This is a genomic window from Bifidobacterium adolescentis ATCC 15703 (assembly GCF_000010425.1).
Lineage (GTDB): Bacteria > Actinomycetota > Actinomycetes > Actinomycetales > Bifidobacteriaceae > Bifidobacterium > Bifidobacterium adolescentis.
Genome location: NC_008618.1, coordinates 1,193,317 through 1,215,265, shown reverse-complemented (window position 1 = coordinate 1,215,265; position 21,949 = coordinate 1,193,317). Strand labels below are relative to the sequence as shown.

Below are 21,949 nucleotides of genomic sequence, written 5' to 3'. Positions count from 1 at the left end.
TGCATAATGAGCATATGACGAAGAGCGCGCTTCCAAAGCCAATCATTATAGATTTGCCGTATCAGAGCATTGATGACAAAGCAGAAATAGAGAAAGCCTTTGTCGAGCAATTGGGATACGAGACATTATCTGCTGTTGAGCGTGAGACTTTGCACTATATTTTCGATTATCCAACGGTGTATGTGGTTCATTCAAAGAAGAGGAATCAGCATACTTTACGTCCCGAATATACGGTGTATGTGGGAGAGACGAATAATATTCGTAGTCGAACAATGCAGCATCTGAGGGAAGATCCCAAAACGAGAGTTGATTGGAAGGAATTTCAAGAAAATTTGCAGAGCGACGCTAGTTCTGTGTGGCAGTATGTCATTGGCAATCCGCATTTCAACAAATCTCTGACTTTGGACGTGGAGAACCGGCTGATGCATTATCTTCTTGGCTCTGATGCAGTCAAGAATTTGAACAATCGTCGCACCAATGCGCAAGGCGACTACTATACGCAGGATGAATTCAACCAGATTTTCTCGGACATCTGGATGGAACTGAACCGACAGGATCCGGAACTATTTCCGGCTGAGGAGATTATTCGCGATTCTGCACTTTTTAAAGCATCGCCTTTTCACCAATTGAGTGATGATCAGATAGCTGCGGAGGAATCGATTATGGACGCGCTTTCTGAAGCTCTTGCCGGCTCTGGTGATTCAGCCGATTCCGGTTTATCGAGACTGATTTTCGTGCAAGGCGTTGCGGGTACTGGAAAGACGGTTTTGCTAAGTCACCTGTTTTATCGCATAGCAACAGAAATGGATATCAATGGGCGCATCAATGACGAAGATGATGAAGATATTCTGGAAACCGATTCATCACTAAAAATCAGTAAGGAAGATCGCAGAAAAGCATATATCCTTGTCAACCATAACCAGCAAATGCACGTCTATAACCAAATTGCAAGCAAATTAGGTTTGCAGAAACATTTTGGCGAGGTGGCTCTTAAACCGAGTCAATTCATCAATCGATTTAGTGAGAAAACAACAAGTAATCGAGCTATTGCGGACAAGCCCCGAGGCAAAGCCGATGTAGTGCTTGTTGATGAAGCTCATCTGCTGTTGACGCAGGGTGACCAAGGATACTCGGGCAAGAACATGCTGCACGATTTATTGCGTCGTGCGAAAGTGGTTATTGCGGTATTCGACCCGAATCAGATTTTGCAAACTTCGCAGCGTTGGAGCGAAGAGGATCAGGACATGCTCTTTCCGCAGCAAGCAGAAAGCGACGTGCAAAAAACTGCTGCTGGCTATAGCGGGCAGTTGGAGCGATTTGTGCCATTGAATATGTGGGGTGATCACTATTTGCTAAGTCGCATATGCTTGCATAGGCAATTTCGCATTGCTGCGGATGATGCGACGATTCGATGGATTGATGATTTCGCTGATGGTAAGAGAATAGGTCGTATTCCTCAAGACATTGGGGAGAAGGATAGAAAAACAGGCGAATATGTCCGCGAGCCATTTGAAATCAGAGTATTCGATTCGCCGGTTGGACTGTTTAAAGCCATAAAGGAGAAGGCATATCTAAAGGCTTCAGGCGTTGACGGATGCGGGCTTTCTCGTGTGGTTGCTACGTATGATTGGGAGTATAAGGGCGGCAAAATCAACGATTCCAGTCCCGATGGTCTTTGGAATGTTGAGATGCATCGCGATGCACAGGGAGTATGGCGCATGGGAGCGGCTCCGGGAATGCAGAGAGGATACGATGCGTTTAATCCTGATGGAAGAGCTGATTATTTCTGTCATCCATGGAATTACGAAATCAAGGTAGGGGATAAGGGTCTTTCCCTAGATGCTGTCTGGGCGGAAAGTCCGCATACGCTTAATGAAGTAGGATCAACGTTCTCTATTCAAGGGTTTGATCTTAATTATGTAGGTGTCATCATTGGACCGTCGGTTACCTATCGCGAAGGGAAAATCGTTTTTAACGAAAAGGCAAGTTGTAATAAACGTGCAGTGAGTAAGAGGAACGGCTCAATCAGCTACGCGCAATCCAATCTGCGTAATGAACTGAATGTTCTGCTCAAACGCGGTGTGCATGGATTGTATTTATTCGCCGTTGATCCTGAACTGCAGGCCGCTCTCAAAGAAGCTGCCAGTAAGTAATTGCTTGACTGTACTTGATGTTCGTCTATGTTCATCTTTGAGTTTATCCAGCCGATGCGTATGCAATGTTGAGCGATACATAACCGTCCGAAAAGAGGCCGCCATGAAATACGGAATGAGAAAACCCAGCTGGAAGAAGAGCCTGTCCGCGCGTACGAAAGGCCGTGTCACCCGCGCGGTCAAGAAAGCGTTGATTCCCGGCTATGGCAAGAAGGGCATGGGGTGGTTGCATCCCAAGCGCAAGCTGTACAACACAATCTACAAGAAGACCACGTTCAGCCTGTTCGACCTGTTCAAGTAGTCGGTAATCGGGTAATCGCTAGAACAGATCATCATGCGACCCGGTCCGTGTGAGCACGAGTTGCAGTTCCTGCTTTTCCACGCGATAAATCACAAGCCAGTCACCCTCGATATGGATTTCGCGATATCCTTTCCAATTTCCAGTCAGCGGATGGTCGCGGTATTTTGTGCTGAGTAGTTGCTTGTTCTGAGCCATGAGTGCGTCAATGGCTTGTTTAAGCTTATCGGGACTATAGTGTTTTTTGAGCAGAACCTTGAAATCCTTCTTGAACTGTGTTGTACGAAAGACCGATTTAAGCATCCAGCAGATCCTTCATCAACGCATCCGTGCTGGTGAAGGATTCTCCGTCATGGGTTTCCGCTTGGCGGCGTGCCTCAATGCTGGACGGATTGTCCCTGGTGATCTTGAAAGGCATGCCGTTTTCGCGGATTGATTGGCGCAGAAAGATGTTGATTGCCGTTGACAGATCCATGCCCATATCGGCATACAGTTCCTTTGCCTCTCGCTTGATCGCTGGGTCCGTGCGGAAACTAATCGTCGCAGTGTCGCTCATGGTTGCTCCTAATCATATGCAGGTAACAGCTACAAGCAATTGTAGTGCGAATGTCATGCTGTTATCTATACACTAGATCATGCCATACGGGAGCACATTCCGTATAGCGGAATCTTCTACGTTCGTAATATCGCATTTATACTTCGGGAAAGGGTGATCAACGTTTTGGAATCCATGCTGGCAAGCGTTGCGGTCATTCCTGCAACGTGAATTGGAAGGGACCGTCCGCCACGGAACCGACGCGCATGCGGGCGCCGAACCGACCTTCGCGCACGGGAACATCGCCCGACCGCAGCGCTTCATTGAACCGGATCCATATCAGATTCGCATGCTCATCATCGGCATCATGAGATACTAGCTGCGGCCTGCCGACCGCGGGACGCCGCAGTATGGTGAGCGGCTGTGGAATCGACAGAATCTCGCCGCGCATCTCCTGAACAGACAGCGACAGTCTGCCCTGCGGACAATCGAAACAGCGTAGCGTGAGCACACGATGCGCCATCCGTGCAAGCGTTCCCTCATCATCATCGGGCTCCACTTCAATGGTCAGCACCAATCCGGGCCCGATCTGCGCCATGTCGAATGTCGGATCCGGTGTGCCCAACTCGTTCAATACGATGGCGCTCGCCTCGGACACGCGTTGCAGGGAAACTTTCATAACGACCAAGTGTACGGCAGCGGATCGGACGACCGTCGCATGGAAAAAACGGCTGGACGGCGGTAGATTGGGGTGTTATCTACCGGCGTCCAGCCGTTTTTCCACGAGTCGGATGGCGTCAGCTCTTTGCGTCGAACTTCTGCGCTTCCGGCACGGAACCCAGCGATTCCTCGTTGTTGTTCCACTCGGTGGACCAGCCGTCCACGAACGCGCTCTGCACCTTGTCCCACTTGCCGGTGCCCTGTGCGTATTCGACCAGCGCGGAGGCGATGTCGTCCTGCCACTGCTGATCCGGAATGGTGAAGCTGCGCACTTCGGTCTTGCCGTCATTGCTGTAGGCTCGGGCGGCCTCGGTCAGAGGATTGTCCGGCTGGTAGTCATCGGTGAACGTGGTGAACGGTACGGAGAATCCCATGTCCTTGGACAGGATCTTCTTGGCTTCGTTGTCGGTGATCATCCACTTGATGAAGTCGAGCGTGGCCTTCTTGTCCTTTTCGGAGGCGTTCTTGTTCACCGCCCAGCTCGCGTCATACACTCCTACGGGGCCGCAATCCTCCTCGCCCTTGATGCCCATGTAGTAGGGGAGCATGCCCAGGTCCTCATCGGCCACGTCATTGCCCTTGATCTGCGAATACGCCCACACGCCGTTCGGGTAGAACGCCACCTGGCCGAGCGCGAATTCGGAGGTCACGTCATCGTAGGTCTTGGAGCTCACCATGCTTGCCTCGGTTGGGCTGGTCTTGAGCTGCAGGTCGAACATGTCCTTGTAGTTCTTGAGATACGTGCCCTTGATGGTCTTCGAGAACGTGGTGTTCGCGTCCCGATACTCGTAGTAGAGCGGCAGACGCGTCATATGCGCAGCGAATCGGTACGTGTCGGAGGCATCCAAGCCCGGGGTGGCGAACGCGCCGTCGACGCCGAGGTCGTCCTTGTGCTGCTCGATGGATTCCGCCACCTGCTTCAAGGTCTTGTAGTCCTTGATGTCATCGGCGGACTTGATCACCGCGTAGCTCTTGGCGCAATAATCCTTGATGATCTTCTTGTTGTAGATGATGCCGTACCATTCGGCGGCGTACGGCAGGGTGTACGAATTGCCGTCGATGGTGTACGAGTAAGCCTTGCCGGTATCGTTGAGCAGTTTGAACACGTCGGTGTCCTGCAGCGGTTCGACGTACTTCTGGTACTTGGCGAACTGGTCGAAGCCGGCGACGTTGAACATGGTTGGTGCGTTGTCCTTGGCCAATTCGGATTTCATGGTGGCATCGTATGTGCCGGCGGCTCCGGTCTGGATGTCCACCTGCACGCCGGTCTTCTTGGTGTACATGCTGGCCAGTTCCTTGTACTGGTCCACGACCTCGGCCTTGTTGTTCATGAAATACACGTGGCCCTTGCTGGAATCGGCGCTGCTGCCGCCGCAGGCCGCCAGCGATGTTCCCATGGCGAGTGTCGCCGCGATGGCGACGATTCGTGTGATGTTGCGGTTCATGATGTGCTCCTTTGTTTGGTTGTTGAATGCGAATTGCGGTTGATGGGGTCCGGTCAGCCGAGCGCGATCCACGCGGTGGTGTCCTGCGGCAGACGGCCGTCGTCGGTGAGGGGTCCGGAGACGAGCAGGATATCGCCTGCCGGCAGTTCGGCCGGTTCCGCACCGAAGTTGGTGACGCTGGCCCAGCCGTTGGCCCTACGGAAGGCGATGGTGCCGCCGGTGTGCCCCTCGGCGCCGTCCGGCTTGCCGGAGGACCGGTCGCAGTCGAGCCAGGTCAGGGTCGTGTCGGCCGTCATCCATTCGTGACGCAGTCCGAGCGCCTTGCGGTATAGGTTGAGCATGGAGCCGGAGTCCGTGTCCTCCCTGTCTACGGCGTAGTCGGCGAACCATTGCGGTTGCGGAAGATGCGGCTTCTCGCACGGATCGCCCGCCTGGCTCGCGTCCACGCCGGCGCCTTCATGCTTGGTGGCGGGGGAGAAGCCGAAGGTCGGCGTCCCGGCCTTCCAAGGCAGCGGGACGCGGCAGCCGTCGCGGCCCTTTTCGATCTGGTCTCGGACGCGGTTGAACGCGGTCGGATCCTCCAACTCGTCCCACGGGATGTCGGCGACCTCTGGCAGGCCGAGCTCCTCACCCTGGTAGATATAAGCGGAACCTGGTAGCGCGAGCTCCATCAGGATGGCCGCACGCGCACGCTTCGTGCCGAGCTCGCGATCCTCATGGTAAGAGGTACCGTTGCGCAGCAGCCAATCCTTGGCAAGTTGGTGGTGGGCTGCAGCCGGCACCTGCGGCAGCCCATAGCGGCTGACGTGGCGGGGGATGTCGTGGTTGCTCATTACCCATGTGGAGGTGGAGCCGGAGCGTTCCGCAGCGGCGATGCCTTCTTCGATGGCGAGGTGCATGTCGTTGCGAATCCAGTCTTTCTTGGCGAATTCGAAGTTGAACACTTGGCCGAGTTCTTCGGGCGAGGCATACCGGTATTGATGCTCCGGAGGTACCCAGGCTTCGGCGACGGCGAATGCCGGCGGATCATACTCGTTGAACACCTTGCGCCATTCGCGATAGATGTCGTGCACTTCGTTCCTGTCATACAGCGGATGCGTGCCGTCGGCGCAATGCATCTCGCCTCCGATGATTTTGAAATCATCGAGATCGTCACGGTCGAGATCCTTAGCCAGGCCGTGCGCCACATCCACGCGGAAGCCGTCCGCTCCATGGTCGAGCCAGAAGTGCAAGGTCTTGATGAAATCGGCGCGCACGTCCGGATTCTTCCAATTCCAATCGGGCTGTTCGACGGTAAACATGTGCAGATACCATTGTCCGTCGGGCACTCGAGTCCAAGCGGATCCACCGAAGCTGGCAATCCAGTTGGTGGGTGGCTCGTCGCCGTTCGGTCCTTTGCCGTCACGGAAAATATAACGGTCTCGCTCCGGTGAGCCGGGGCCTGCGGCAAGCGCGGCCTTGAACCATTTATGCTGGTTGGACGAGTGGTTCGGTACGATGTCGACGACTATTTTGATGCCTGCCGCATGTGCGGTTTTGGTGAGATGGTCGAAGTCGTCCATGGTGCCGAGTTTCGGGTCGACGTTGCGGTAGTCGTCCACATCGTATCCGCCGTCTGCCAGTTGAGACGGATAGAACGGGCTGAGCCAGATGGCGTCCACGCCGAGTCTTTTTAGATATGGGATTTGTTGTGCGACTCCTGCGATGTCTCCGAGGCCCGACCCGGTTGTGTCTTTGAACGAACGCGGGTAGACCTGATAGACGACCGCCTGCTTCCACCAGAGTGATGGATCGTCAGCGATGTGCCGCTCGTTGGCTTCGTTGCTCATTGGGTTGTCTTCCTTCATTGGATGCATTGTGATTTTGTTATGGCTTTTTATGGAAGCGTTTTCACTAGTTCATTCTGTTGAGAACGCTCTGTTTTGACGATTAGAATCACTTCGTTCTCGTCTTCGTATTGCTTAAAATGATAGCGCTTTCATTCTGTGAATGCAATAATTGTTTTGTTATGGCGTGTCTGCTTGTGAAATCAACGATTCTGCTAATATGAAAGCGCTGGATAAACAATGGGAAACTGGAGTGGATATGGCACGAGCCACCATCGCCGAAGTAGCGGAACTGGCGGGAGTATCTCAGGCGACGGTTTCGCGGGCATTGCGAGGTGTTGGCAAGGTCGCTCCGAAAACGCGTGCCAAAGTTGAGGCAGCTGCGGACCGGTTGGGCTTTACCTTATCTAAAAGCGCATCGTCTTTGGCGTCCGGGAAAACCATGCGGGTTGTCCTGCTGTTTTCCGGCAAACTCAACGAATGGTTCAACGCCAACGTGTTGCAGGGCGTGTGCGAAGTGTTGGAACCGGAAGGCTACGACGTGTCGCCCACATTTGTCACAGGCAGACAGGAGACGGAGCGTTACTTCGCACAATTGCCTAAAAATCGCAATGCTGACGCGATCATCATTTCGTCGTTCCAACTCGACGAATCCGCACGTGAGAAACTGCGTGTCACCGATATGCCGACGGTCGGTGTGAACATTCCAGCCGAATCGTTCTGCGACGCAGCCATCGGTGTTGACAACTACGATGGCATGTCCAAGGCGGTGCGTCTGCTCAAATCGCTTGGACACCAGCGCATCGCTTTCGTCGTTGATTACATTCCCGACGACATGGTCTACAGCACCAGCCAGCGTATGGAAGCGTTCTTGGAAGCGGCTGAACAAAACGGTTACGACGATGAGTATGCCTACGTCATAACCGCGGACGAGCATGATGCGCCATTGTCGAAAGCGGACCTTGCTGCGCAACTGGTGGCGAAATTACTGTCATTGCCACACATGCCAACCGCCATCTGTGCCGAAACCGATCAAGTGGCAATCGCAGTCATCAAGGAACTCGGCAAGCAACAATTGCATGTTCCTGAAGATATCTCCGTCATAGGGTTCGATGATGCCGACATCGCACAGGCGGCGAATCTGACCACCGTTCGACAGAATCCGCTGGAAATGGGACGCAACGCCGCCCGTAAGACGTTGTCCCTTCTGCGTGGACAGACGCCAGACGCATCCTATGAATCGCAGGAGGCCACGCTGATGTTGCGTGACACCACCAGACGCGTGGCGACCGACCGTTCGTGACGGTTCTTCCGTATTCTCCGAACGGAATGAACGCAATATGGAAGGATATGGGCCCATGTAGCCTATGTGCCCTATGATGCGTTGAAGGAAACCGGTCTTCGGAAAACCGAGACGGTGGTCGAACCATACGAAGACATCGAAAGACATTCGGCAGGGCATGGGCAAAATCAACGAAAACAGCGCAAAGTCAACGAAAACGAAGAATGTGACGCCCGCGGTCACGCCATGGGGCAAGAACCGTGTGAAGAACACCGAAACAGGCAAGCACGTACTCATCATGCCGGGCATTGGATACACCGTAGACCGACCGCTGCTGTACTGGGCAGCGCAGGCGCTTGCGGCCAACGGATGGTTCGTGGACCGGCTCGACCTGAAACTGACGGAAAGCGTCGAGTTTCCGGAAATGATCGCCTGCATGGAACGCGTGGTCGACGAATGGCGCAAGGCGGCACTCGAACATGCTGCCGAATCGGGTGAGGAGCCGCATTTGCTGGTCGTCACCAAATCGCTCTCCACACTCTCATATCCGCATTCCGCAAAGCTAGGATTGCGCGTGGTGCTGCTCACCCCGGTACTCAATCCGCCGCCATTCGACAAGCACAAGTCGGTCATTCCCGCGCCGCTGCCGGGAACTGCCGGCAGCCCGATGCCGCTAATCTGCGCAGGTGACGCCGACCCATACTACGATGACGCCAAAGCGCATCTGCTCACCGACCATGTGCGCACGTATGCTGGTGCCAATCATTCCATCGAAGTGCCGGACGATTGGCAGACATCGCTCGACTATCTGAAACAGGTCACGCAGGCCATCGTCGACTACGCCGGCTGAAAAGAACGAGACGGAATATGCGCATCGTATTGCAGAAGGTCAGCGAAGGATCCGTCGACGTGGTCGACGAGACAAGCGGAGAAGTCGACACCACATTCGAACCACAGCATATAGGCATCGGCTATGTGCTGCTTGTCGGAGTGGAAGATACGGACGGAGCGAAACAAATCGACTGGCTCGCCCACAAAATCGCCAACCTGCGCGTTTTCGAAGACGAGAACGGCAAAATGAACCGTTCCATCCACGACGTGGACGGCAGCGTGCTGTCGATATCCCAGTTCACGCTGTATGCGGACGTACGCAAAGGCAACCGGCCAAGCTTCGTGAAAGCAGGCGCGCCCGACCATGCCGAACAGGTATGGCATGCGTTCAACGACGCGTTGCGCGCGCAGGGACTCGACGTCAAAGAAGGCAGATTCGGCGCCCACATGCGCGTAAGCCTTACCAACGATGGTCCGGTCACCATCATTTTCGACACCGACGAGCTCGGCATCTGAACCGCGCCGCATATCTGATGGTTGACATAGGGTTGGGCGCATGGGAATAGAGAATGACCGCAAACTGGTCGTCAACTGCCTGCCGCTGACCGAGGCCGAACGCGCGCAGTTCACACGCGCCGCAAAAGGCATGCCGCAGGAATTCGTCGGCGACCCGGCACAACGAGGCTCCATGAACTGGACCGCCGAAATACCGGACGAACTCAAAGCGTATGCAACCGCGGTCATCGGCAACATCACGCCCGAAACATGCGCGCAATGCCCCAGACTCGAATGGCTGCAGACCTGGAGCGCCGGCGTCGACAAATACCAGCACCCCGGCATCCTACAGCCCGGATCCATGCTCACCAACGCCACCGGAGCCTACGGACAAAGCGTCTCCGAACACATGTTCGCCATGATGTGGGCCATCATGAAAAACCTGCACATCTACGCCGTCGGCAACCCGAACGCCGCATGGCAGGACGCCGGCCGCGTCATCAGCCCCGACGGCAAAACCGCGCTCATCATCGGCACCGGCGACATCGGATCGCATTTCGCACGCCTATGCAAGAGCGTCGGCATGTCGACCATCGGCATCCGCCGCAACCCCACCGTCGAAGCGCCGGGCATCGACCACATGGTCGGATTCGAATCGCTCGACGACGTGCTGCAATACGCCGACGTGATCGCCATGTGCGTGCCATCCACGCCATCCACACACCACCTGCTCAACGCGGAACGCATCGCAAAACTCAAAACCGACGCCACCGTCATCAACGCGGGCCGCGGTGACGCCATAGACACGCAGGCGCTCGCCGACGCGCTCGCCAACGGCATGATCCGCGGCGCTGGCCTCGACGTGACCGAACCGGAGCCGCTGCCGGCGGCATCGCCATTATGGAGCGAGCCGAAATGCCTGATCACCCCGCATGTGGCGGGCGGCAACCACTTGGAGTCCACCGAACGGCGCATCATCGCCATCGCATTGGGCAACGTGCGCTGCTACGCCAACGGACAATCGCTCGACAACCGCATGCCTCTCAAGGGCTGACGTTCATTAAAAGTGGGTATCCGCTCCTTCGGTCGTCGGCTGAATGGTCCGAATCGGACGGCCTCCGAGATGAACTCTGAAACGAACCACATGAGGAGGTCTATCTGGTCTGAAGGCACATGTACCGCGCCCGGAATACGTCACAAAAACGGGCAAACCCGTATGATGGCAGCCATGGGGAGAAAGGCGGGAGATATGACATTGGACAAATGGCAGCGGATGACCGAGTGGTTCATGACCGCATTGGCGTTGGTGTTTCTGTTCGCGTATTCGTGGGAAGTGCTGGCGAGGACGCATATCGTATTGTGCGAAACGGTGATCAACATCATCTGGATGGCGTTCATCGTCGACTACGTCGTTTCGATTCTGCTGGCGAAGGACAAGAAAGCCTGGTTCAAAGGCAATCTGCTGATGCTGGTGTCCATCGCCTTGCCCATCTTCAGACCATTGAGGCTGCTGCGATTGGTGGCGGTGCTCAACGTGCTCAACCGTACCGGTGGCATGGCGGTGCGTGGGCGCATCACACTGTACACATGCTGCAGCGTGACACTGCTGATGTATATCGGCGCCCTTGCCGAATTGGATGTGGAACGTGGGGTTCCAGGCGCTTCCATCACCGATTTCGGCGAGGCGATATGGTGGTCGTTCGTGACCGTCACCACAGTCGGCTATGGCGATTTGTCCCCGGTGACATGGCAGGGAAGATGCATCGCCATCGGGCTGATGATAACCGGCGTGGCCCTGATCGGCATCGTCACCGCGACACTGGCCTCATGGATAGTCGATCGTGTCCGTGACGAAACCGACAAGCGCGCGGACGAGGCGGAATCGGAAACGGAACAGTTGCGCCACAATGTGCGGGAACTGACGGACACCGTCAACCAGCTACGTGACGACATCGCGCGGCTGCGCAGACCATAGCGGTTCTCATGACTGTACTGCGGAAAATGCGGAAAGAGGCTGAGGCATAGGAAAAGCGCCGGATGAATAACCCGGCGCTTTTCCTATGCCTCACCGTCATACGTCTTACAACCGGAAAGGCGGAGACGCTGCATTGGATTTATTCGCAGGCGACTCCGTCATGGTCGCGATCCAGTTGTGAACGGTAGCCCGGCTGGCCCTGGTAGATAGGCGCGGCGCCAGCGGCTCGTGCCGCGGTGCAGTTCTGGTAGTAGACATCCTGCTGTGGCGCTGGCTGGGGCGCGGGAGCTGGAGCCGGAGCGGGTTCGGGCGCAGGTGCCTGTGTCGTTTGTTGAGTCTGCTGGGCCTGCTCAGCTGACTGTTCGGTTTGCGTCTGTTCGGTCTGCTCGGACTCGGTGGTCTTCTCGGCCGTGGAATCCTTGACCCCCGTGTAGTCGGGCACGGTTTGCGTCGGACAGGAGGACAGCACCTTGGCCATGGCTTCCTTTTCGGCCTGCGTGACCCACAGTGAGTATTTGTGCTTCACGCCGATCTGACGCGCCACGTATTCGCAACGGAACCCCTTGTTGGACGGCAGCCACGTGGCCGCATCGCCATCGGACTTCTTCTGGTTGGCACGCCCCTGCACGGCCAGCAGATTGTACGGATCGTTCGCCAATGCGGTGCGGCGCTCCTCGCTGAGCTTCTGCGCGCCCTTCTGCCACGCATCGCTCAACGCCACCACATGGTCGATCTGCACCGCGGTGGAAGTCTTCTTGCCCTTCTTGAACTTGATGTCCTTGCCAGTGTATGGATCATGCAGTTTTCCGGACTTCACCACGCAATTGTGCGTACGCCACTTGTGCCTCACGCCGGTCAGATCGCGGTTGAGGATATCATTGCGGGTGTCGCAGCCGTTGTGGTCCACGTCGGCCCACGCCTTGCCGAATTGAGTGCGCTTGTACCCGGTTTTCGGCGCGCGGCCCTTGACCTCCAACGAATCCAACACCTCCGTGGCGGACGTGCCGGCCCCGGTGCCATCCGTCGGCTCGTCCGCATACGCCGAACCGACCGGCAATCCGATGGCCAGACTCGCAGCCAGCAATCCGGACAAAACAACCATCATCGAACCATGACGACGCATGATACGCTCCTCACCCTAAAAACCCCTCAAGTAGTACAAGAATATCCCCGGAACGAATTCGAATCGCTTATTTACGGCAGATTTTTCGGCATGCCGAAACCAGTATTTCGCATCCGTCAAGACGTATGGCAAGAATCGGCCGTATGACCAACAGCATCACAGCAATCAAACCGGAACGTCTCGCACAATACGCCAAAGACTTCAACGCCGACCGGGCCAACCTTGTGGCCGCCAACGCCGCGGTGTCCTCGGGCGTGCTCGAAGCCGCCACCGACTACAAAGGCCAGCGCGCGCTGCCACGCGACTTCTCCATCGAACTGAAACAGGGGTCCATCACCAACCAGCGCCGATCCGGCCGCTGCTGGATGTTCGCATCCCTCAACACCCTGCGTTACGAGCTCATGCACCAGTGGGGACTCGACGATTTCGAATTCTCCGAAACCTACCTGTTCTTCTGGGATGCGATGGAAAAATCCAACACGTATCTCGAAAACGTGTTCGCCACGCTCGACGAGCCGACCGACAGCCGCCTGTTCCAGGAGATCAACTACGGGCCGGCCGATGACGGCGGTTGGTGGCAGATGTTCGCCGCCCTTGTAGACAAGTATGGTCTCGTGCCGAAGAGCGCCTACCCGGAATCCGCCAATTCCAAGGACTCCGACGCGTTCAAACAATACCTCAACAGCAGGCTGCGCCAGTTCGCCGCCGACCTGCGCGAACGTTACGCAGCCGGCGCCACGGTCGATGAACTGCGCGCGGTCAAGGACGACGACATGTCCACCGTGTACCGCATGTGCGCCATCTCGTTGGGCGAGCCGCCGGAGAAGTTCGACTTCCTGGCCCGCGTGAGCGACGATGACAAGAAGGACGATAAGAAAAGCGGCGAAGACGAGGCCGACAAGCCGAAAACCGGCAAGGACGAGCGCAGACAGATCCGCGAAACCGGCATCACGCCGATGGAATTCTACAAGAAGTACGTGCCGGTGGACGTCGACGATCTGGTGACGTTGTGCAACGTGCCGATGGCGTCCCGTCCGTTCAACAAGCGTTACCGCATCCGCTACACCGCCAATGTGGCCGAAGCGGGGGATATGGAATTCGTCAACGTGCCGCTCGACGTGTTCAAAAAGGCCGCGGTCGACCAGATTAGCGCCGGACACCCGATCTGGTTCGCCTGCGACTGCACCCAGTTCTCGCTGCGTGCGGCCGGCTATTTCGACTGCGACAGCGTGCGCGTGGACCAGCTGTTCGGCACCGATTTCGACTTCGACAAGGCGCACGGCCTCGAATACGGCGACAGTCCAAGCAACCATGCCATGACCCTCACCGGCGTGAACCTTGACGAGCAAGGCAAGCCGAACCGCTGGAAAGTGGAGAACAGCTGGGGCAAAGACAACGGCGAAGACGGCTACTACGTGGCCTCCGACAAGTGGTTCGACCGCTATGTGACCGAAATCATCATCCGCAAGGAATACCTCGACGACGCCACCCGAGCGCTGCTCGAAACCGAGCCGGTGGAACTCGACCCATGGCAGCCGCTGACCAAACGCTGCCGCTGACGCAACACGGGCGATAACATGCCGCGGTCCGGATCGGGCCGCGGCTTTTGCTGTTCCATCGCGCTGGTATGGTTGCATGAGAACAAACGTACGAACGATGGGGGTTCAGGTGGCGGACACTCTGGCATGGCTTTCCGACGAGCTGCGCAGCGAATGCAGCCAGCCGGTACTGCAGCGCGCCCGCGGCATCGCCAACCAATGGCGTTCCAAAATGGAGGACCTGCATTGCCTGAACGACACCGCATCCAACCGCATCACCCTGTATGCCACCATACGGGGCACCACCTCACCCTCCAGCCGTTACGAAGTGCAAGCCACGCTTGATTTCGCCGACGAGCTGTTTCTGGCACGCTACTGCTCCTGCCCGGCATTCAGCGGTTCGCAGCGCGGCTACGGTTCCTACCGGACCTTCGACTACCACAACAGTCCGAAATACCGCAGCTTCGACGATGACGACGACTACGATTACGTCGACGACTACGACGATTTCGGCTCCGGCAGCACGTACGGCCACGTCAACGATGATGACGACTCGGCTTCCTCCACCAGCCGCCGGTATACCGGCATGTGCAAGCACGTAGCCGCCATGCTGCTGCTGTTCCTGCAACAGCCGGAACGATTCCGGGGATTCCACGCCGCAGCCGCAACACCCCGGGCCCTCGCCGACTACATGCGCTCCCTCGATGCGAAAAGCAACAACGCCGGCGAGAATGCCCAACTCGACGTGCTGAAACGAATCATCAACGCGAAAAGCCGATTGATCGAGGAACAACGTGGCGCCTCCGGACAGGGAGCCGCCAAACCGAAACGCAAATCAAGCGCGCCGGTCGACGTCAAACCGGGAAGCGTGTACCTCGAGCCCACGCTGATCAACGGCCATGACGCCCTGCGCCTGTCCCTGCGCATCGGATGCGGCGACGCCGACTATGCGCTCAAAAACATCTCAAGATTCGTGGCCGACATGCGGACGGGAACATACGAGTCGTATGGCAAAAAACTCGCGTTCACCCACACTCCGGACATGCTCGACCCCTTCTCGCTGAAGCTATACCGCTTCCTGCAGCAGGTGATTGCATCCAGAACGGCGGCCCAACTGCAAAACGGATACTATTACGGCGAAGCGGTACGCGTCGACCGTGAACTCGTCCTCACCGATTGGGAGGCATGCGACCTGCTCGACCTGTTCCACGCCGTGACACAGGACGAATACAAGGAACACGAGTCGAAGGCCCGTGGTTTCCTGCGCACGTCGGACGGTGACGGGCTGAGACGATTGCTTATCGAGGATTTCCAACGCACCAAGAAATCCGGGCCAAGCCGCATCCACATGGCCAACGAAGGAGGCGAACCGTTCGGCCTTGACATTGTCGAAGGCGACCCCACCTTCACGTTCAAGGCGTCCTACGTGCATGAGGGCACCGCGTCGGGCGTGCGCATCACATCGAACCAAAGCATCTCCGATGTCATCAACGGACGCAACGGCTTCTACATTTTCAGCCGCGAACGTCCCGACGATTCCACGGAGACGGACAGGATAGGCATCGACGGGCTCTTCCGCTGCACCGATAAACTGCGCCCGGCATTACAGGTGCTGCCTGACCTGTGTTCCGACGATCCGGACGGCGTGTTCATCGCCGAAAACGACTGGCCCATGTTTGCCCGAACCATCGTGCCGAAACTCACCGAAGCGGGCATCGGATTCGACATTCCGCAGGAAGTGACCGAAGCGGTGGGAACCGAATGCCGGATCGAATTCTATCTGGACCGCGATTTGTACGGCATCACCTGCGAAGCGGTGGCGAAATACGGCGACTTCACCTTCCAACTGGTGCCCACCGCCAAAGAACTGCGCGGCGTGATCAACCCCGATTCACGTTCAAGAGCCTCGCAGGTCAAACGCGACCTGTCACGAGAATCGTTCGCCGTGCAGGTGGTACGCCAGCTGTGCCCTACATGGAGCTCCATCGACGTGGCACGCGTCAAAGAAGAGGACGAGCAGGCTATCCTGCTCATGCTCACCGACGGCGTGCAGATCCTCAAATCGGTGGGCCAGGTCTTCTCCACGGCGGCATTCGATGGCATGATGCAGCCCAACCCGCCATCGGTGAAGGTCGGCTTGTCCATCGACTCGAACCTCGTTGAAATCTCACCGATCGCCGACGAGGTGCCGATGAACGAAGTCGGCGCGCTGCTTGACTCCTACCGCAGAAAACGCCGCTACCATCGGCTCAAAAACGGCACGTTCGTGGATTTGAAGGAAGCCGACCTGCATGAGCTCGACCAAGTGTCCACGGACCTCGACCTGAGTGAAAAACAGCTTGACTCCGGCATCATCAAAATCCCCGGATACCAAGCGTTCCTGCTGGACTCCCAAGTGGACGACGAAGGCAAAAGCGCCTCGTTCGTGGACTATGTCAACGATGTGAGAATCATCGATCCGAAACGCTACGAAGTGTCCGAACGGCTCAAAACCGTGCTCCGCCCATACCAGGTGGAGGGCTTCCAATGGCTGTCCACCCTGTGGGACAAGGGCTTCGGCGGCATCCTCGCCGACGAGATGGGCCTCGGCAAATCCGTGCAGCTGCTCTCGCTCATCGAAGCGCGCAAGGGGAGCGGTCCGTCACTCATCGTCTGCCCGGCATCGCTCGTCTACAACTGGGCCGCGGAATGCGAGAAATTCGCGGGCGATCTGACGGTGGAAGTCGTCGCCGGTACGAAAGCGCAGCGACGCAAGGCCATCGCGACGGTGGCCACGCAATCGCAGGAGAACGACGGTGCTACGACGAATGGCGCCACGACGTACGACGGCACCGACGTGGTGATCACCTCCTACGATCTGCTGCGTCGCGACGTGGACGATTACGCAGCCTGCCATTTCGCGCTGATGGCGCTCGACGAGGCGCAATACATCAAAAACCACGCCACAAAGGTGGCCAAATCGGTCAAACAGGTCACGGCCGACCATCGCTTCGCTCTGACCGGCACGCCAATCGAAAACCGGTTGAGCGAACTGTGGAGCATTTTCGACTTCCTCATGCCCGGACTGCTCGGCACCTATACGAAATTCCGCGAAAAATACGAGCAGCCGATCATGGCTCCCGGTCCGGAACATTCCGTCATGGCCGACAAACTGCAGGCATTGGTGGGACTGTTCATCAAACGCCGTCTGAAAAAAGACGTGCTCACCGACCTGCCCGACAAATTCGAGAACGTGCTCACCGTCAAACTGGAAGGAGAGCAGCGCAAACTGTACGCCGCACACGAACAGCGGCTACGCGCCACGCTCACCAAGGCGTCGGACGCCGACTTCAACACCAAGAAGATCCGCATCCTCGCCGAATTCACCTTGCTGCGCGAAATCTGCTGCGATCCAAGACTCGTCTACGCCGACGCGAAGAACGCCTCCGCCAAACTCGACGCCATCGTCGAACTCGTGGCCACATGCATGGACGAAGGCAAAAAGGTCCTCGTGTTCTCGCAATTCACCTCGTTCCTCGAACTCATCGGCGCCAGACTCGCCGAACAAGGCGTGGAATACTACACCATCACCGGCGAGACGCCGAAGAAACGCCGTGTGGAACTGGTCGACGAATTCAACGGCAACGACGTGCCCGTATTCCTCATCTCGCTCAAAGCCGGCAACACGGGCCTGAACCTCGTGGGCGCGTCCGTGGTGGTGCACGCCGACCCATGGTGGAACGCCGCCGCGCAGAACCAGGCAACCGACCGCGCGCACCGTATCGGCCAAACCCAGGACGTGAACGTATACCAGATCGTGGCCAAAGACACCATCGAGGAACGCATCCTGAAACTGCAGGAAAAGAAAAACGAGCTGGCGCGCCAATTCACCGACGGCACCGCATCCGGCGGCGTCGGCACGCTCAGCAAGGACGATCTGCTCGACCTGCTGTCATAACATGCCCGCTGTCGCGGCGTGCGCAGACTGCGTTCCGAATCGCAAGACGAAAACGGAACGCAGGTTGCGCATATCGCATGGCGGGCGTATATATGGACAAGCAAGTTTCAGGGAAGGTGAAAATCCTTACTGGCGGTAACGGCACGACCGGCATTCATAACGGCCCCATACCGAAGCCCGCGACCCGCGAAAGCGGCTGATCCGGTGAGAATCCGGGGCCAACGGTTACAGTCCGGATGGAAGAAACGGAGCTCAACATGAGTGTATCCTCTCCTAGCAATACCTCCAATACCGCAGCTGATCAGGCCGCAGACAAACCGATGACCCGTCCGGACAACGCGCACTCCACAGGCGTCGCCGACTCCGGCCGCTGGTCCACCAAACGCATCGCCATGTACGCGCTGTTCGTGGCGCTGTCCATGGCCGTCAGCTTCATCGAATTCCCGATCATCCCAGGCGTGCAATGGCTCAAATACGACCCATCCGGCATCGTCTGCCTCGTCGCGGGCTTCGCGTTCGGCCCGGCCGCAGCCGTCATCGTCAGCGTGCTCGGCTTCGTGCCGCACCTGTTCACCAACCCATGGGGCACCCTGATGGCCGTGCTCGTGGCATTGGCCCTGTCCGTGCCGGCATCGCTCATCTACAAAAAGAACAAGACGCGCAAGGGCGCGCTGATCGGCATCATCGTCGGCGCTGTCGTGGCGCTCGCCGTCGCCATCGTCGGCAACATCATCGTCACGCCGTTCTACGCGCACATGACCACCGCGCAGGTCGTGGCGCTTATAGTGCCGGCGCTCCTGCCGTTCAACGCGTTGAAGTTCACCATCCACGGCGTGGTCACGTTCTTGATCTACAAGCCGATCTCCAACCTGCTGAACCGTTGAGCTTCGTTTGTTCCCATTGAAATGAACATGGAGGGGCCGTCCGCATCCGTCGGGGGTTCCTCCGTCTTGTTTTCCCCGAGAATTCCATACAGTGCTGGTGAAGGAAGATTTTATGGTTACGACCAATGCGCCGATCATAACGCTACGTGATGTGCGATTCACCTATGATGGCGGCGCGACATGGGCGCTTGACGGTATGAGTCTTGACATCCGCCGTGGCGAACGCATCTGTCTGACGGGGCCGAACGGTTCGGGCAAATCCACGCTGTCACGTGTCATCGCCGGACTGGTGGCTCCCGATGAGGGATATGTCGCATTGTCAGGCAATGTGGTGTTCGACGAGTCCGGTGCGCACGCCGACGAGTATCGAACCGCCCGTTGCGGCATCGGCGCGGTGTTCCAGCATCCCGAAGACCAAATCGTCACCACCGTCACCGAAGACGACGTGGCGTTCGGACCGGAGAATCTTGCGATTGAACATGATGAGATCGGACTGCGCATCTCCGGTTCGCTGGACGCCGTGGATATGAGCGACTATCGCGCTTCCAACCCGACGCGCATGAGCGGCGGCCAACAACAACGCATCGCCATCGCCGGCATGCTGGCGATGGATTCCGACGTGCTCGTGCTCGACGAGCCGACCGCCATGCTCGACCCGCAAGGGCGCGCCGACATCATGCGGGTGCTGGACGAACTGCAGGACCGCGGCACCACCATCATTCTCGTCACGCACCATGCGGACGAGTTGGAACATGCCGACCGTGTGATTCAGCTGGAAGCAGGCCACATCGTAGGCGATGGCCCCGCCGACGAGCGGCTTCGGATGCCGGTTCAATCGGTGGGCCTGCCGAAACGCATTGATGATGAGTCCGCCGAAACGCTCATCGAAGCACGCGACATATCGTATCGTTACGTGGACGCCGAACGTGACGTGTTCAACCACCTGTCGTTCAGCATCGGCAAAGGCGAGACAGTGGCGTTGATGGGACGCAATGGCGCCGGCAAAACCACATTGGCGCGCATGCTGTGCGCGTTGGAGAAACCCACGACAGGCTCGATCGTCATCGACGGCATCGCCGTGGCCACTGCGAAGGCGAACGGCGGAACGAAGCCCCTCAATCGCAAAAACCGTACGAGGCTGCGCCGTACGGTCGGCTACGTCATGCAGCATCCGGAACGGCAGCTGTTCGCCGACACCGTGGCCGAAGACGTCGCATACGGGCCTTCCAACCTGGGATTGGATACGTCCGAGGCGATGGAACGCGCCATGCAGGCCATGCGGCTGCTGCATATCGAACATCTGCGAGACCGTTCGCCGTTCGACCTGTCGGGCGGCCAGCAGCGACTGGTGGCGATCGCCGGCGTGATCGCATGCGAGCCGAAAGCGTTGATTCTGGACGAGCCGACCGCAGGTCTTGACGAGGAGGCCGCCGCACGCGTGCACGGGCTCATCCACGAGCTCAAATCACGCGGCGTGACCATACTGCTCATCTCGCATTCGCAGGATGAAGTGGACGAGCTTGCCGACCGTACCATCATGTTGGGCAAGCCGGCGAAACGTGCGGACTCTAAGGAATCCACGGAATCCACAGTGAAAGCCACCTGCGAAGCGGAACCGGATGCGGAACCATCCGTGGACGCCGCCGGCTCGGACACCGCGACCGTGGGGGAGCGGCGGACCCTGTTGGAACGCCTCGATCCGCGCGTGGGCATGCTGTCCGCATTGGCGCTCATGTTCTCCGCGTTCGCCATCGGCTCATTCTGGCAATTGCTGCTTGCCGTGGTGTTCGCCGGCGTGATCGCCGCGGCCGGACGCATCAATGTAGGCCGATTGGCCGCTTCCGTGCGTGTGTTCCTGGCATTGTTCGTTTTCTGCGGCCTGCTGAACATCTTCTTCGTACGCACCGGCACCACGGTGGCGAGCCTCGGGCCGATTCCCATCACCGATGACGGCATCCGCATCGCCATACTCTACGCATGTCGGTTCGCCGTGGTCATCGTCATCGGAGCGATGTTCCTTGCCTCCACCACACCGACCGCCATGACCGACGCGTTCGAATCATTGCTGTCACCGTTCGCCAGATTCGGCCTGCACACGCAGGAGACGGCATTGGTGATGAGCCTCGCCCTGCGTTTCCTGCCGACGCTTGGCATGGAAACGAAAGCGATCATCGACGCGCAGTCGGCACGCGGTGGCAGCGTCGAAACAGGTTCGTTCGTAGTACGCATCAAAGCGATGGTGGCGGTCGTCGTGCCGGTCTTCGCCGCAGCCATCCGCCACGCCGACAACCTGAGCCTCGCCTTGGACGCGCGCTGCTATGAGGAAGGTGTGACGCGCACGCATTGGCGTGTCATGCGCGTCACCGGCATGGACGTGACCGTGGCGATCGTGGTGCTCGTCTATCTCGTCGCACTGGTCGTGCCGGGCGTGCTGTTATGACCGGTGCGTTGCGGGCGGATGGGCAAATACCGTCCTCACGCTAGGCTTGAGCGGGTATTTGTAGATAGGAATGGAACACATATGGCACTTACCAAAAAGCAGGTCAAGCAGCTGCGCGGCCTGGCCACCAAACTCAATCCGCTCATCCAGGTCGGCAGGAACGATCTGAGCGAAAACGCCGTCAAACAGGCGGACGAGACCATCGAGAAGCGCGAGCTCATCAAATGCTCCGTGCTCGACGGTTCCGGTCTGACCGCCAAGGAGGCCGGCGAAGGTCTCGCCGAACAGCTTGGCGCGGAACTCGTGCAGGTCATCGGCAACCGTTTCGTGCTCTACCGTCGTTCCCAGCGTGACGACGTGGAGCACATTCGTCTCGTGCGCGAATAGCGATCCGAACGTTATATGAAGCGGCCCGCCCTCCGAAACCAATCGGAAGGCGGGCCGCTTCATATGGAAATAAACAATCG

General features: G+C 57.7%; 18 protein-coding genes and 1 riboswitch. Of the genes, 12 read left to right on the top strand and 6 right to left on the bottom strand.

The annotated features are described in order from the left end of the window. Positions 1 to 14 precede the first annotated feature (14 nt). The gene (locus BAD_RS05215; protein ID WP_011743338.1) at positions 15 to 2,153 is read left to right on the top strand and encodes a DUF2075 domain-containing protein; all 2,139 of its coding nucleotides are present in this window, start codon (positions 15 to 17) and stop codon (positions 2,151 to 2,153) included. A gap of 103 nt (positions 2,154 to 2,256) precedes the next feature. Beyond that, positions 2,257 to 2,454 carry a hypothetical protein gene (locus tag BAD_RS05210; RefSeq protein WP_041777342.1) on the top strand — a complete coding sequence of 66 codons (198 nt, stop codon included), beginning with the start codon at positions 2,257 to 2,259 and terminating at the stop codon, positions 2,452 to 2,454. 18 nt (positions 2,455 to 2,472) lie between these two features. Here the strand turns inward: BAD_RS05210 and BAD_RS05205 are convergent, their stop codons facing one another. The 5 genes from BAD_RS05205 to BAD_RS05185 all read right to left on the bottom strand — a co-directional run bounded on the left by BAD_RS05205 (position 2,473) and on the right by BAD_RS05185 (position 6,980). Beyond that, positions 2,473 to 2,754: a type II toxin-antitoxin system RelE/ParE family toxin gene (locus tag BAD_RS05205; protein ID WP_041777341.1), complete on the bottom strand. Its 282-nt coding sequence runs from the start codon at positions 2,752 to 2,754 to the stop codon at positions 2,473 to 2,475. After that, on the bottom strand, positions 2,747 to 3,007 hold the full coding sequence (locus BAD_RS05200) for a type II toxin-antitoxin system RelB/DinJ family antitoxin (RefSeq protein ID WP_041777340.1): 261 nt from the start codon (positions 3,005 to 3,007) through the stop codon (positions 2,747 to 2,749). The genes BAD_RS05205 and BAD_RS05200 overlap by 8 nt, the downstream gene beginning before the upstream one ends. 193 nt (positions 3,008 to 3,200) lie before the next feature. Then, positions 3,201 to 3,665: a D-aminoacyl-tRNA deacylase gene (locus BAD_RS05195; protein WP_041777339.1), complete on the bottom strand. Its 465-nt coding sequence runs from the start codon at positions 3,663 to 3,665 to the stop codon at positions 3,201 to 3,203. Between the two features lie 118 nt (positions 3,666 to 3,783). Continuing rightward, positions 3,784 to 5,151 (bottom strand): ABC transporter substrate-binding protein, encoded by a 1,368-nt coding sequence (locus BAD_RS05190; RefSeq protein ID WP_011743336.1) that lies wholly within the window; start codon positions 5,149 to 5,151, stop codon positions 3,784 to 3,786. Positions 5,152 to 5,204: 53 nt separating this feature from the next. After that, entirely contained in the window at positions 5,205 to 6,980 is a 1,776-nt protein-coding gene (locus BAD_RS05185) for a glycoside hydrolase family 13 protein (protein ID WP_011743335.1), read from the bottom strand. Positions 6,981 to 7,236: 256 nt separating this feature from the next. Between BAD_RS05185 and BAD_RS05180 the strand changes: the two genes are divergently transcribed. The 5 genes from BAD_RS05180 to BAD_RS05160 all read left to right on the top strand — a co-directional run bounded on the left by BAD_RS05180 (position 7,237) and on the right by BAD_RS05160 (position 11,560). Further along, on the top strand, positions 7,237 to 8,280 hold the full coding sequence (locus BAD_RS05180) for a LacI family DNA-binding transcriptional regulator (RefSeq protein WP_011743334.1): 1,044 nt from the start codon (positions 7,237 to 7,239) through the stop codon (positions 8,278 to 8,280). 157 nt (positions 8,281 to 8,437) lie between these two features. Beyond that, the gene (locus BAD_RS05175) at positions 8,438 to 9,109 is read left to right on the top strand and encodes a hypothetical protein (protein ID WP_011743333.1); all 672 of its coding nucleotides are present in this window, start codon (positions 8,438 to 8,440) and stop codon (positions 9,107 to 9,109) included. Between the two features lie 17 nt (positions 9,110 to 9,126). Continuing rightward, positions 9,127 to 9,606 (top strand): D-aminoacyl-tRNA deacylase, encoded by a 480-nt coding sequence (dtd, locus tag BAD_RS05170; RefSeq protein WP_011743332.1) that lies wholly within the window; start codon positions 9,127 to 9,129, stop codon positions 9,604 to 9,606. A gap of 40 nt (positions 9,607 to 9,646) precedes the next feature. Continuing rightward, positions 9,647 to 10,639 carry a D-2-hydroxyacid dehydrogenase gene (locus tag BAD_RS05165; RefSeq protein ID WP_011743331.1) on the top strand — a complete coding sequence of 331 codons (993 nt, stop codon included), beginning with the start codon at positions 9,647 to 9,649 and terminating at the stop codon, positions 10,637 to 10,639. A gap of 195 nt (positions 10,640 to 10,834) precedes the next feature. Then, a complete protein-coding gene (locus BAD_RS05160; protein ID WP_041777338.1) occupies positions 10,835 to 11,560 on the top strand; it encodes a potassium channel family protein in 726 nt (241 codons plus the stop codon). A 139-nt stretch (positions 11,561 to 11,699) separates the two neighbouring features. On the opposite strand, the gene BAD_RS05155 is transcribed toward BAD_RS05160, so the two are convergent. Next, positions 11,700 to 12,665 (bottom strand): GmrSD restriction endonuclease domain-containing protein, encoded by a 966-nt coding sequence (locus BAD_RS05155; RefSeq protein ID WP_011743329.1) that lies wholly within the window; start codon positions 12,663 to 12,665, stop codon positions 11,700 to 11,702. Between the two features lie 161 nt (positions 12,666 to 12,826). On the opposite strand from BAD_RS05155, the gene BAD_RS05150 reads away from it, so the two are divergent. From BAD_RS05150 to BAD_RS05130, 5 genes are all read left to right on the top strand, one after another. Next, on the top strand, positions 12,827 to 14,242 hold the full coding sequence (locus tag BAD_RS05150; protein ID WP_011743328.1) for a C1 family peptidase: 1,416 nt from the start codon (positions 12,827 to 12,829) through the stop codon (positions 14,240 to 14,242). Positions 14,243 to 14,318: 76 nt separating this feature from the next. Beyond that, entirely contained in the window at positions 14,319 to 18,158 is a 3,840-nt protein-coding gene (locus BAD_RS05145) for a DEAD/DEAH box helicase (RefSeq protein WP_011743327.1), read from the top strand. Between the two features lie 99 nt (positions 18,159 to 18,257). Beyond that, positions 18,258 to 18,410: riboswitch (FMN riboswitch) on the top strand. A gap of 5 nt (positions 18,411 to 18,415) precedes the next feature. Next, on the top strand, positions 18,416 to 19,042 hold the full coding sequence (locus BAD_RS05140; protein WP_021913684.1) for an ECF transporter S component: 627 nt from the start codon (positions 18,416 to 18,418) through the stop codon (positions 19,040 to 19,042). Positions 19,043 to 19,154: 112 nt separating this feature from the next. Next, a complete protein-coding gene (locus BAD_RS05135; RefSeq protein ID WP_011743325.1) occupies positions 19,155 to 21,482 on the top strand; it encodes an energy-coupling factor transporter ATPase in 2,328 nt (775 codons plus the stop codon). 81 nt (positions 21,483 to 21,563) lie between these two features. Then, positions 21,564 to 21,869 (top strand): YhbY family RNA-binding protein, encoded by a 306-nt coding sequence (locus BAD_RS05130; protein ID WP_041777336.1) that lies wholly within the window; start codon positions 21,564 to 21,566, stop codon positions 21,867 to 21,869. Positions 21,870 to 21,949 lie beyond the last annotated feature (80 nt).

Excerpts from the sequence above, each read along its gene's own strand:
- dtd (WP_011743332.1), top strand. The coding sequence starts at position 9,127 with ATGCGCATCGTATTGCAGAAGGTCAGCGAAGGATCCGTCGACGTGGTC.
- BAD_RS05190 (WP_011743336.1), bottom strand. The coding sequence starts at position 5,151 with ATGAACCGCAACATCACACGAATCGTCGCCATCGCGGCGACACTCGCC.
- BAD_RS05160 (WP_041777338.1), top strand. The coding sequence starts at position 10,835 with ATGACATTGGACAAATGGCAGCGGATGACCGAGTGGTTCATGACCGCA.
- BAD_RS05130 (WP_041777336.1), top strand. The coding sequence starts at position 21,564 with ATGGCACTTACCAAAAAGCAGGTCAAGCAGCTGCGCGGCCTGGCCACC.
- BAD_RS05195 (WP_041777339.1), bottom strand. The coding sequence starts at position 3,665 with ATGAAAGTTTCCCTGCAACGCGTGTCCGAGGCGAGCGCCATCGTATTG.
- BAD_RS05135 (WP_011743325.1), top strand. The coding sequence starts at position 19,155 with ATGGTTACGACCAATGCGCCGATCATAACGCTACGTGATGTGCGATTC.
- BAD_RS05175 (WP_011743333.1), top strand. The coding sequence starts at position 8,438 with ATGGGCAAAATCAACGAAAACAGCGCAAAGTCAACGAAAACGAAGAAT.
- BAD_RS05185 (WP_011743335.1), bottom strand. The coding sequence starts at position 6,980 with ATGAGCAACGAAGCCAACGAGCGGCACATCGCTGACGATCCATCACTC.
- BAD_RS05215 (WP_011743338.1), top strand. The coding sequence starts at position 15 with ATGACGAAGAGCGCGCTTCCAAAGCCAATCATTATAGATTTGCCGTAT.
- BAD_RS05145 (WP_011743327.1), top strand. The coding sequence starts at position 14,319 with ATGAGAACAAACGTACGAACGATGGGGGTTCAGGTGGCGGACACTCTG.
- BAD_RS05165 (WP_011743331.1), top strand. The coding sequence starts at position 9,647 with ATGGGAATAGAGAATGACCGCAAACTGGTCGTCAACTGCCTGCCGCTG.
- BAD_RS05180 (WP_011743334.1), top strand. The coding sequence starts at position 7,237 with ATGGCACGAGCCACCATCGCCGAAGTAGCGGAACTGGCGGGAGTATCT.
- BAD_RS05140 (WP_021913684.1), top strand. The coding sequence starts at position 18,416 with ATGAGTGTATCCTCTCCTAGCAATACCTCCAATACCGCAGCTGATCAG.
- BAD_RS05200 (WP_041777340.1), bottom strand. The coding sequence starts at position 3,007 with ATGAGCGACACTGCGACGATTAGTTTCCGCACGGACCCAGCGATCAAG.
- BAD_RS05150 (WP_011743328.1), top strand. The coding sequence starts at position 12,827 with ATGACCAACAGCATCACAGCAATCAAACCGGAACGTCTCGCACAATAC.
- BAD_RS05205 (WP_041777341.1), bottom strand. The coding sequence starts at position 2,754 with ATGCTTAAATCGGTCTTTCGTACAACACAGTTCAAGAAGGATTTCAAG.
- BAD_RS05155 (WP_011743329.1), bottom strand. The coding sequence starts at position 12,665 with ATGATGGTTGTTTTGTCCGGATTGCTGGCTGCGAGTCTGGCCATCGGA.
- BAD_RS05210 (WP_041777342.1), top strand. The coding sequence starts at position 2,257 with ATGAAATACGGAATGAGAAAACCCAGCTGGAAGAAGAGCCTGTCCGCG.